We start from the raw sequence: 10,968 nt of genomic DNA on the forward strand, positions 1-10,968 counted from the left end.
GCGTATAATCGTCGGCAGCGTCAGATGTGTATAAGAGACAGCTATAACCCTCTCCCCCCTGGGGAGAGGGTGGCCCGGAGGGCCGGTGAGGGGGTTGCGCTTGTGCCGGACGTACCGCCACGCGCACCCCCCCTCACCCTAACCCTCTCCCCAGAGGGGAGAGGGGACTTCGAAAGCACCTGACCCCGCCCCGCCCGCAACGTCATCCCAGGGAGCCGTCCCGTGACCGCCGACATCAAGTCCCTCATCGGAAAGCTCGACCGCGACGGGCGCAAGGTTCTCGAACGCTCCGCCGCGCTGTGCGTCTCGCAGACCCACTACGACGTCGAGGCGGAGCATGTGCTGCTGGCCCTGCTGCGGCTGAAGGACGCCACCGTCGCCGGCATCCTGCGTCATTACGGCGTCGAGGCGGGCCGGCTGGAAACGGAACTGGAAGCGGCGCTGGACCGCATCCGCCGCGGCAACAGCCGCACCCCGGCCTTCTCCCCCCGCGTGCCGGAGATGCTGGAGACGGCGCTGCTGATCTCCGTCACCCATCTGGACAGCCCGCAGATCCTTCTCCCGGCCATCCTCTGGGCCGCGGTCGCCTGCGATTCCGTGCGGGCGGTGATCACGGAGTCCGCCCCCTCGCTGCTCGCCCTGCCGCGCGAGCGCACCGCGTCGGACCTGCCGGAGCTGGTCCGCGCCCTGAAGGCGGGCGGACCGTCCACCGCGGCACCCGAATCCTCTCCCGCCGCCGCTCCGGTCTCCGCCGCCTCGGACGGGCGGGCCATGCTCGACCAGTACAGCCAGGACCTGACCGCCCAGGCCAAGGCCGGGAAGATCGACCCGGTGATCGGGCGCGACCGCGAGATCCGGCAGGTCATCGACGTCATGATGCGCCGCCGCCAGAACAACCCGATCCTGGTCGGCGACCCCGGCGTCGGCAAGACCGCCATCGTCGAGGGGCTGGCCCTGCGCATCGCCGAGGGCGACGTGCCGCCGCCGCTGCGCGGCATGGTCATCCGCACGCTCGACCTCGGGCTGCTCCAGGCCGGGGCCGGGGTGAAGGGCGAGTTCGAGAACCGATTGAAGTCGATCATCAAGGAGGTCTCGGCCTCCCCCGTGCCGATGGTCGTCTTCATCGACGAGGCGCACGCGCTGATCGGCGCCGGCGGGGCCGCCGGCCAGGGCGACGCCGCCAACCTGCTGAAGCCCGCCCTGGCGCGCGGCGAATTCCGCACCATCGCCGCCACCACCTGGGCCGAGTACAAGAAGTATTTCGAGAAGGACCCGGCGCTGGCCCGCCGCTTCCAGCCCGTCTCGGTGCCGGAGCCGGACGAGACGGCGGCGGCGGCCATGCTGCGCGGCCTCGTCCGCCGCTTCGAGGAGCATCACGGGGTCAGCGTGCTCGACGACGGCATCGCCGCCGCGGTCGCCCTGTCCGCCCGCTACATCCCCGCCCGCCAGTTGCCCGACAAGGCGATCAGCGTGCTCGACACCGCCTGCGCCCGCGTCGCCATCGCCCGCAGCTCCAAGCCCGAGGCCATTGAGGCGATGGAGCGCGAGGACGCCATCCTGGCCCGCGAGGCGGAGCGGCTGGAGGCCGAACCCGGTACCGCCCACCACGCCCGCCTGTCGCAGATTTCGCAACGCCGCGGCACCCTCGCCCTGGAGAAGGCCGCGCTGGACGAGCGCTGGACGCGCGAACGCGACTTGGTCGATGCGGTGGAGGCCGCCCTGAAGGCCGGCCACGCCGTGGAGGCCGCCGCCGCGACGGAGAAGCTGAAGGCCGTGCAGGGAGACAGCCCCCTCGTCCCGCACCGGGTGGATGGCGCGGTGGTCGCCGCCGTGGTGTCGAACTGGACCGGCATTCCGGTCGGCTCGATGTCCAAGGACGACCTGGAGGTGGTCGCCACGCTGGAGGACCGCATGGCCGCCCGCGTCGTCGGCCAGCCGCAGGCGCTCCAGGCCATCGCGCGGGCCGTGCGCGGCTACCGCGCCGGTCTGGGCGAGCCGCAGCGCCCCATCGGCGTCTTCCTGCTGAGCGGCCCGAGCGGCGTCGGCAAGACCGAAACCGCCCTGGCGCTGGCCGAACTGCTGAACGGCGGCGAGGACAGCCTGATCACCATCAACATGTCGGAGTATCAGGAGGCCCACGCCGTGGCGACCCTGCGCGGCGCCCCTCCCGGCTATGTCGGTTATGGCAGCGGCGGCGTGCTGACCGAGGCGGTGCGCCGCCGCCCCCACGCCGTGGTGCTGATGGACGAGGTGGAGAAGGCCCACCCCGACGTGCTGGACATGTTCTATCAGGTCTTCGACAAGGGCGTGCTGGAGGACGGCGAGGGCGTGGAGGTGGACTTCCGCAACACGCTGATCCTGCTGACCAGCAACCTGGGCGACACCGAGCTGTTCGCGCTCGGCCGCGAGGCGCTCGACGCCGGGCGCATCGGCGAGGCGCGGGAGGAGGGGCTGGCCGCCATTTCCGACGTGTTGCGCCGCCGCTTCCGCCCGGCCTTCCTGGGCCGCCTGTCCATCGTGCCCTACTACCCGCTGAGCGAGGCGCAGATCCGCCGCATCGTGACGATGAAGCTGGACAAGCTGCAGCGCCGCACCGCCGGCAACCGCGGCGCCGAGCTGGCCGTCACCGACGCGGCGGTGGAGGCGCTGGTTCTGCGGGCGCTGAACTCCGACGCCGGGGCGCGCATGATCGACACGTTGCTGTCGGAGTTCGTGGTGCCGGAGGTGGCGATCCGCATCCTCGACCGCGTCGCCGCCGGCCAGCCGGTGGGCCGCATCACCGTGGACCATGGCGCGGACGGGCGCTTCACCGTCAGCGTGGACGGCACGGCGGCCTGACCGGGGAGCGGCGAGGATGGCAAAGCGCTTTTCCCAGGACGGCCAGTATCTGTCCATCACCACCCCGCTGGGGGCGGACGCGCTGGCGCTGCGCACCATCGTGGGGGAGGAGCGGCTGTCGTCGCTGTTCACCTACCGCATCACCATGATCTCGTCGGACGAGGACATCGCCTTCGACCGCGTCGTCGGCAAGGCAGTGACCGTCGCCATCACGCTCGGCGACCAGGAGACGGTGCGCTACATCAACGCCATCGTCGGCCGGATCGAGCTGACCCACGTCGACGACCGCGGCCAGGTCGCCCATTACGAGGCGGAGCTTCACCCCTGGCTGTGGATGCTGACCCATTCCGGCGACTGCCGCATCTTCCAGGAGAAGACGGTCCCGGAAATTGTCGAGGAGGTCTGCAAGGGCGCCGGCTACACCGACCTCAAGAAATCACTGACCGGCACCTACGCCAAGCGCGAATATTGCGTCCAGTACCGCGAGACCGACTACAACTTCGTCGCCCGTCTGCTCGAAGAGGAAGGCATCTTCTATTACTTCGCGCATGAGGACGGGAAGCACACGCTGGTGCTGGGCGACGGGGCCAACGCCTTCGCCAAGAGCCCGCTGCTCGACGCCTTCGAATACCGCGCCACCGAAGGGCACGACGACGAGGACCATGTGCTGAACGGGCTCAGCGTCGAGCGGCGGGTGACGACCAAGAGCTACGGCATTGATGGCTACCATTTCGAGACGCCCTCGACCGACCTCTACGCGACAGCCGAAGGCGCGTCGGGCTTCGGCACGGTCAGCGACTACATGGGCCGCCACACCACCTCGTCGGATGGCGAGGCGATGGCCAAGCTGCGCCAGCAGGCCCTGGCCTTCCCCGGCCGCCGGGTGCGTGGCAGCGGCGAATGCCGGTCGCTGGAGGCCGGGACGCGCATCACCGTGTCCGGCCACAGCAAGAGCGACCTGAACGCCGAGTATGTCCTGTATTCCGTGCGCATCGACGGGGCGAGCGGCCATTTCAACGCCCATTTCACCGCCTTCCCGCCGGACCTGCCCTTCCGCCCGCTCGACACGGCGGTGAAGCCGCGCATCCACTCCACCCAGACCGCCATCGTCGTCGGCAAGAGCGGGGAGGAGATCTGGCTCGACAAGTACGGCCGCATCAAGGTGCAATTCCACTGGGACCGGCTGGGCAAGAAAGACGAGAAAAGCTCCTGCTGGGTCCGCGTCGCGCAGAACTGGGCTGGCAAGAACTACGGCATCATGTTCTTTCCCCGCGTCGGGCAGGAGGTGGTGGTGACCTTCCTCGACGGCGATCCCGACCGCCCGCTGGTCACCGGCTCGGTCTACAACGCCGAGCAGACCGTGCCCTACACGCTGCCCGACGATTCGACCAAGAGCACCATCAAGACCCAGACCTCGAAGAATGGCACCGGCAAGTTCAACGAGATCCGCTTCGAGGACAAGGCCGATGCCGAGGAGATTTTCGTTCACGCCCAGAAGGACATGAACGTCGAGGTGTTGAACGACGTGACCCGCCTCATCAAACACGACGAGGTGGAGACGGTCGAGAACGACAGCACCATCGACATCCAGCACGACCGCAAGCTGACCGTGAAGAACGATCACAGCATCACCGTGTCGGACGGCAACGAGACGCACGAGGTCGCGAAGGGCACGCGCGCCGTGACGGTGAAGGGGAACGAGACCCACACGAACAAGGCGGACTTCATCCACAAGGCCGACGGCGACTACACCCTGACCATCAAGGGCAACCTGACCATCGACGTGACCGGCGACGTGGTCATCAAGGGCAAGTCGGTGAAGGTGACCGCCACGTCGGGCGAGGTCGCCGTCAAGTCCGGCACAGGCATGAAGCTCGACGCCGGCGGCGCCTTCAACGCGAAGTCCGGCATGGCGATGGAGATCAAGTCCGGCATGGGCATGGACGTCAAGGCCAGCATGGCGATGAACCTGAAGGCCGGCCTCGGCCTGACCGCCGAGGGTCTGTCCGCCACACTGAAGGCTCAGACCATGGGCGAGGTCAGCGCCGGCGCCATCATGACCGTCAAGGGCACCCTGGTGAAGGTGAACTGAGATGGCCGCCGAGACCGCCGACGACATGGCCGCCCCCGCCGCGTCCGATCCCCAACCCGTCGAGGAGCGCGACGAGCTGGGTCGCATCGTGCGCAGCGGCGAGATGCGCGACGAGCGGTTTTATGGCCTGTACACCGCCTACGGCGGGGACGGGCACCCGATCCTGCGCGCCCGGCTGCGCGCCAGCAATCTGCATGGGGAGGTGCGAAACTACGCCCCCGGCGGCGCCCTCGTCCAGGTCGCCGAGTATGCGGACGGCGTGCAGCATGGCCAGACCACCTTCTACGCCAACGCCCGCCCGACCTGCCGCATGACCTACCGCGACGGGCTCCTCAATGGCCCGTCGGTCTTCTTCCACGAGAGCGGCACGGTGGCCGCCGTCTTCCAGTATTGCGACGGCAAGCGCGAGGGCGAGGCATTGTTCCACAGCCCGCAGGGCCGACCGATGCGGCGGGAGAGCTACGCCAACGACCGCCTGCACGGCCCGGTCCTAGGCTATTACGACGACGGCACGGTGAGCGAGCGCGCGGCCTTCCTGGACGGGCTCCAGGACGGGGTGCTGCGCCGCTTCTTCCCCTCCGGCGCGCTGATGCAGCACGGCGTCTACCGCCGCGGTCTGCTGATCGAACCGCTGCGGACCTATTCGGAGGACGGCAAGGAGATCGCCGTGTTGCAGCCTCCGGCGGGGTGACAGGGCTTGGGCCGGCAGCCATAAACCCCTCTCCCCTCTGGGGAGAGGGTTAGGGTGAGGGGGTTGCGCTTTTGCCGAACGTCCCGCCTCGCACATCCCCCTCACCGGCCCTTCGGGCCACCCTCTCCCCAGAGGGGAGAGGGCTAAACCGCCACAAATAAGAGTCGATCACGGCGTCTGAACCGTGAACTGCCCCGGCACCACGATCTGGATCACCCCTCCCCAATTGCACATCAGCTTGCTGGTGGAGGTCAGGGCCGGCATGTTGCCGACCATCACCGTGGGCGCGCCGGGCACCCAGGGGGCGACGGTGCAGGGAACGCAGGGCTGCGGCTTGATCACACCCGGCGGCGGCACCGGAATCATCGAGGCGACCACCGGGTTGGCCGGGCTGGTGCACACGCCGAAGGGCGGAATGTTCATAATCGGCTTGTTGTCCATGATGTTCGCCATCGGCGGACCGCCGGCCATCGTCCGGTTCAGCGGCAGCACCACCAGGGCGGACGGCGCCGCCCCGAAGCTGCAGGTCATCATGGCTCCCGCGCACACCGCCTGACTCATCCCGTCTCTCCATACCGAAACGTCCAGGCGAAGAGTGGGCGCCTCCGCCGTCCCGCGGCAAGCGGTCCCTGGACCGGATTGGTCCGAATTCGCTTCAACCCGGCGGAAACGGGCCGAAGCCGTCGAACAGGCCCGGCTCCGCCTCGGTCTCCGGGTCGAGCAGGTCGGTGCAGCCGACGCCGATCAGGCGGATCGACCGCCCGTCCGGCTCGGCATCCAGCATCTCGCAGCCGGTCTGCCAGATCAGCCCCGCCGACCGCGCGGGCGGATCGACGCGGCGGGAGCGGGAGATCGTCTGGAAATCGGCGGTCTTCATCTTCAGCACCACGCTACGCCCCCGCAAGCCCGCGGCGGACAGGCGGCGCGCCACCGTCTCGGCCAGCGGCAGCAGCGCGTCCTTCAGTGCCGCCTTGTCGGCGGTCTCCCAGTCGAAGGTCGTCTCGGCGGAAATGCTCTTGCTCGGCGATTCCGGTTCCACCCTCCGGTCGTCCTGGCCGCGGGCGAAGCGGTGCAGCAGGCGGCCCATCTTGCCGTGGCGGCGCACCAGATCGATCTCCGACCAGCCGCGCAGGTCGCCGACCGTGCGGATGCCGTCCGACTGCAGCTTGCGCTGGAGCACCGGCCCGACGCCCCACAGGATCGACACCGGCTTGGGCGCCAAAAAGTCGAGTGCCTGCCCCCGCCCGATCACCGAGAAGCCCCGCGGCTTTTCAAGGTCGGAGGCGATCTTGGCGAACAGCTTGTTGTAGCTGAGCCCGACCGAGGCGGTGATTCCCAACTGGCTCTCGAACCGGCGGACCAGCTCCACCAGCGCCTGGGCCGGGCTGATGCTCAGCCGCTCCGCCACGCCGGACAGGTCGAGGAAGGCCTCGTCGATGGACAGCGGCTCCACCAGCGGGGTGAAGGCGTGCATCAGCTCCCGAGCCAGCCGGCCCAACGCCTTGTACTTCGCCATGTCGGGCCGCAGCACCACGGCGTCCGGGCAGGCCTCCAGCGCCTGCCACATCGGCATAGCCGAGCGCACCCCGGCCATCCGCGCGATGTAGCAGCAGGCGGCCACCACCCCGCGCCGGTCGCCGCCGATGATCAGCGGGCGGCTGACCAGCTCGGGCCGGTCACGCTTCTCCACCGTGGCGTAGAAGGCATCGCAGTCGATGTGGCCGATGGCGAGGCCGTGCAGCTCCTCATGCCGGACCAGCCGCCGGCCGCCGCATTTCGGGCAGCGCGGCTCGCTCCCGCGGAGGGCCGCCGCGCAGTCACGGCACAGGACCTTGCAATCGTCGAACACAGCCATGGCCGCAGTCTAGCAGCAGCGCGCCCGCGGCGGGAAAGGAATGTTCCCGTCCCGTTCCAGTTTTCCGCTCAGAAGCGGAAGCCCCGGTTGAGCAGCCAGCCGAGCGGGCCGGTGAAGACCAAAGGCTGGTCCTGCACCAGCAGGCACAGGCATTCCCCGTCCGCGTCGGCCACGGCGTGGTGCGGCGTGCCGGTGTCGTAGGACGCCACGTCGCCGACCCGATAGGCCCCGAACTCGTCGGAGAAGCCGCCCTTCATCACCAGCAGCATCTCGCTGTCGGTGTGGCGGTGGGCCGGCACCCGAGACCCCGGCGCCATGCGCAGCAGGCAGGCCGAGGCGGTTCCGGCGCTGACGCCCCAGGCCGACAGATGGACGCCCGGAACGATGCGCACCCATTCCAGCGCCTCCGGCTCCGCCCCGATGGCGCGGCGCAGCGGGCCGGGAAACAGGCTCTTTCCGGCCGGCGTGGGAACGGGCGCCGGCGCGGCGGCCGTCGCGTCGAGCCGGGTCATCAGGGTGCCGAACAGCGAATCGGACACCGGCTCCGGCGGCAGATCCGCCAGCAGGACGCCGCCGCAGGCTTCCAGCTCCGCGACCTGCGCGCGGCAGTCGGGGCAATAGGCGAGATGCGCGGCGACCAGCAGCGACTGCACCTCGCGCAGGCTGCCAGCGGCGTAGTCGAGAAGCCGTTCGGGGGCGGGATGATGGGCCGGCACGGTCACGCCCCCTCCCCGAAAGCCCGGCGCAGGCGAACGAGGGCCAGCCGCAAGCGGGTCTTCACGGTTCCCAGCGGGATGCCGCGTTCGGCGGAGATTTCCGCATGAACCTTGTCCTCGTAATAGGCGAGCCGCAGCACGTCGGCCTGCTCCGGCGGCAGGTTGCCGATCACCGCGCGCAGACGGAAGGCCGTCTCGGCCGCTTCGAACTGGTGGTCGGGCGTGGGCTCCTCCCCCCCGTCCTGCATCAGGTCGTCGGGCTGAAGCTCGGGCCGCCGCTCTTGCCGGACGCGGTCGATCCGGCGGTTGCGAGCGATGGTGTAGATCCAGGTGGAGGCGCTGGCCAGCGCCGGGTCGAAGCGGTCCGCCCGCAGCCACACCGCCATCATGACGTCCTGGACCAGCTCCTCAGCAGCACTGCTGTCGGCGCCCAGCCGGCGCATGTAGGCTTTGATGCGCGGCGCGAAATGGTCGAACAGCGCGCGGAAGGCGGTGGAATCGCGGTTGCGCGCGACGGCAAGCAGCAATTGCTCGTGGTCCGGCATGGTCGGGTCGTTCGAATCGGCCTTCGGCAGCATGCCAGGGACAAGTCTTCGGTCGGTCTCGGTCTTGCCGCACCATACAACAGCGTGTGTCGCGGCACACGGCGTAATTCGGCATAGGATCAGCGTCGTGCGTAGGGGCGGGGCATCCCCCAACTGGATTCCCTGGTATGGTGCCCCCACTTGATGCTAGGTCCGCGACGCCCTCCACCAAGCCCCTCATCAAGAAGGAAGAAGGCATGAGCCTCGAACCGAACTTCGAACATCTGCGGGCCAGGGCCGTGGAGTCGCTGTTCCAGCATCTGGCGGACGCCTGCGTCGGGCTGATCGTCGTCGACCGGGACGCGCGGATCGCCTGGATCGGCGACCGTTATCTGGAGTTGCTGGGCTATTCCGGCAACCCCGAGGACGCGCTGGGCCGCCCGGTGGAGGATGTCATTCCCAACAGCCAGATGCGCCATGTGGTGGAGAGCGGGCAGACCATGCTGCTCGACCTGATGGACATCAAGGAGCGGACCATCGTGGTCACCCGCCTGCCGCTGCGCGACGAGGACGGGACGCTGATCGGCGCCATCGGCTTCGCGCTGTTCGACCGGGCCGACCGGCTGCGCCCGCTGATGTCGAAGTACCAGAAGCTCCAGGAGGAGCTGACCCGCGCCCGGCAGGAACTGGCGCAGGAGCGGCGCGCGAAATATTCCCTGTCGCAGATGATCGGCAACAGCGATTCCATGCGCGAGGTGAAGCGCTTGGCCCGCCGCGCCGCGCAGCTCGACAGCACCGTCCTGCTGCTGGGCGAGACCGGCACCGGCAAGGAGCTGCTGGCCCACGGCATCCACGCCGCCAGCCCGCGCGCCAACGCACCTTTCGTCGGGGTGAACGTCGCAGCGATCCCGGAGAACCTTCTGGAATCGGAGCTGTTCGGCGTCGCCCCCGGCGCCTACACCGGCGCCGACCGCAAGATGCGCGAGGGCAAGTTCCAGCTCGCCGACGGCGGCACCCTGTTCCTCGACGAGATCGGCGACATGCCGCTGCCGCTCCAGGCCAAGCTGCTGCGTGTGCTGCAGGAGCGGGAGTTCGAGGCGGTTGGATCGAACAAGGTGGTGCGCGTCGATCTGCGCGTCATCGCGGCGACCAGCCGCGACCTCGACGCCCTGGTCCGCGAGCGACAGTTCCGCGCCGATCTCTATTACCGTTTGAACGTGGTTCCGATCACCCTGCCGCCGTTGCGCGACCGGACGGAGGACATCGGCAGCATCGCCGACCGCATCCTCGACGAGCTGGCCTTCACGACCGCCGCCCCGTCGCGGGAGCTGACCGCCGGGGCGATCGCCGTGCTGGAGGATTACGACTGGCCGGGCAATGTGCGGGAGTTGCGCAACGTGCTGGAACGGGTGTCGGCCATGACCGACGACGCGGTCCTGACCGCCGAGCACATCCGCGGCGCCCTGCCGCGCGCGGCGGGTCCCGCCGGTTCGGGCGAGCGGCTGGCGGAGGGTGGCGACCGTCCCCTGAGCGACGTGCTGAAGGACACGGAGCGTGCGGCCATCGTCGGCGCCCTGTCGCGCACCGGCGGGGTGAAGGCGAAGGCCGCCAAGCTTCTGGGGATTTCGCGCGCCTCGCTCTACGAGCGGATGCAGGCGCTGGGGATCAAGGAGGACACACAGGGGACGGTGTAGAAGCCCTTCTCCCCTCAGGGGAGAAGGGTATGGGATGAGGGGCAGCCGCAAGGCCGGAAACGCACTGCAACGAGGCTGCGTTTCCGCCCTTCGGGCGCCCCTTCACCCTAACCCTCTCCCCGGAGGGGAGAGGGGACTTTCAGGCACTCAATGCGCGCCGTGGAAGGTGCGGCTGATGACGTCCATCTGCTGCTCGCGGGTCAGCTTGATGAAGTTCACCGCGTAACCGGACACCCGGATGGTCAGCTGCGGGTACAGCTCCGGATGGTCCATGGCGTGCAGCAGCGTCTCGCGGTCGAAGACGTTCACGTTGATGTGGTGGCCGCCCTGGCCGAAATAGCCGTCCAGCATGCCCACCAGATTGTCCACCCGCTCACCCTCGGTCGGCCCCAGCGCGCCGGGCACGATGGTGAAGGTGTAGCTGATGCCGTCCTGGGCGTGGGCGTAGGGCAGCTTGGCCACCGACGCCATCGAGGCGATGGCCCCCTTGCGGTCGCGCCCGTGCATCGGGTTGGCCCCCGGCGCGAAGGGCTGGCCGGCCTTGCGCCCGTCCGGCGT

Annotated in this window: 9 protein-coding genes; 4 read left to right on the forward strand and 5 right to left on the reverse strand. The window is 69.2% G+C overall.

What is annotated here, in order from left to right; translation table 11 throughout:
- The first annotated feature begins 222 nt into the window (after positions 1-222).
- The 3 genes from tssH to Q4I23_RS25315 are packed head-to-tail and all read left to right on the forward strand — an operon-like array spanning position 223 to position 5,621.
- A complete protein-coding gene (tssH, locus tag Q4I23_RS25305; protein ID WP_498528044.1) occupies positions 223-2,838 on the forward strand; it encodes a type VI secretion system ATPase TssH in 2,616 nt (871 codons plus the stop codon).
- 16 nt (positions 2,839-2,854) lie between these two features.
- Positions 2,855-4,930, forward strand: a complete 2,076-nt coding sequence (locus Q4I23_RS25310) for a type VI secretion system Vgr family protein (RefSeq protein WP_498528045.1) — start codon at positions 2,855-2,857, stop codon at positions 4,928-4,930.
- Between the two features lies 1 nt (position 4,931).
- Positions 4,932-5,621: a toxin-antitoxin system YwqK family antitoxin gene (locus Q4I23_RS25315; protein ID WP_498528046.1), complete on the forward strand. Its 690-nt coding sequence runs from the start codon at positions 4,932-4,934 to the stop codon at positions 5,619-5,621.
- Between the two features lie 168 nt (positions 5,622-5,789).
- Here Q4I23_RS25315 and Q4I23_RS25320 read toward each other — a convergent pair whose 3' ends face one another.
- From Q4I23_RS25320 to Q4I23_RS25335, 4 genes are all read right to left on the reverse strand, one after another.
- The gene (locus tag Q4I23_RS25320; RefSeq protein ID WP_014198555.1) at positions 5,790-6,182 is read right to left on the reverse strand and encodes a DUF4280 domain-containing protein; all 393 of its coding nucleotides are present in this window, start codon (positions 6,180-6,182) and stop codon (positions 5,790-5,792) included.
- A gap of 94 nt (positions 6,183-6,276) precedes the next feature.
- A complete protein-coding gene (locus Q4I23_RS25325; RefSeq protein ID WP_498528047.1) occupies positions 6,277-7,476 on the reverse strand; it encodes a DNA polymerase IV in 1,200 nt (399 codons plus the stop codon).
- Between the two features lie 68 nt (positions 7,477-7,544).
- The gene (locus tag Q4I23_RS25330) at positions 7,545-8,198 is read right to left on the reverse strand and encodes a ChrR family anti-sigma-E factor (RefSeq protein ID WP_149168052.1); all 654 of its coding nucleotides are present in this window, start codon (positions 8,196-8,198) and stop codon (positions 7,545-7,547) included.
- Entirely contained in the window at positions 8,195-8,770 is a 576-nt protein-coding gene (locus Q4I23_RS25335; protein WP_454016908.1) for a sigma-70 family RNA polymerase sigma factor, read from the reverse strand. Before Q4I23_RS25335 ends, Q4I23_RS25330 begins: the two co-directional genes overlap by 4 nt.
- Positions 8,771-8,973: 203 nt before the next feature.
- On the opposite strand from Q4I23_RS25335, the gene Q4I23_RS25340 reads away from it, so the two are divergent.
- Positions 8,974-10,410, forward strand: coding sequence for a sigma-54 interaction domain-containing protein (locus Q4I23_RS25340; protein ID WP_454016909.1), 1,437 nt, complete (start codon positions 8,974-8,976; stop codon positions 10,408-10,410).
- Positions 10,411-10,557: 147 nt separating this feature from the next.
- Here the strand turns inward: Q4I23_RS25340 and Q4I23_RS25345 are convergent.
- The coding region (locus tag Q4I23_RS25345) for a glycine radical domain-containing protein (protein ID WP_498528048.1) at positions 10,558-10,968 on the reverse strand (411 nt) is incomplete at its 5' end.

It is taken from the genome of Azospirillum sp. UFLA03-27 (assembly GCF_059803775.1).

Coding starts and splice junctions, on each gene's coding strand:
- Q4I23_RS25310 (WP_498528045.1), top strand. CDS start 2,855: ATGGCAAAGCGCTTTTCCCAGGACGGCCAGTATCTGTCCATCACCACC.
- Q4I23_RS25315 (WP_498528046.1), top strand. CDS start 4,932: ATGGCCGCCGAGACCGCCGACGACATGGCCGCCCCCGCCGCGTCCGAT.
- Q4I23_RS25320 (WP_014198555.1), bottom strand. CDS start 6,182: ATGAGTCAGGCGGTGTGCGCGGGAGCCATGATGACCTGCAGCTTCGGG.
- Q4I23_RS25325 (WP_498528047.1), bottom strand. CDS start 7,476: ATGGCTGTGTTCGACGATTGCAAGGTCCTGTGCCGTGACTGCGCGGCG.
- Q4I23_RS25335 (WP_454016908.1), bottom strand. CDS start 8,770: ATGCTGCCGAAGGCCGATTCGAACGACCCGACCATGCCGGACCACGAG.
- Q4I23_RS25340 (WP_454016909.1), top strand. CDS start 8,974: ATGAGCCTCGAACCGAACTTCGAACATCTGCGGGCCAGGGCCGTGGAG.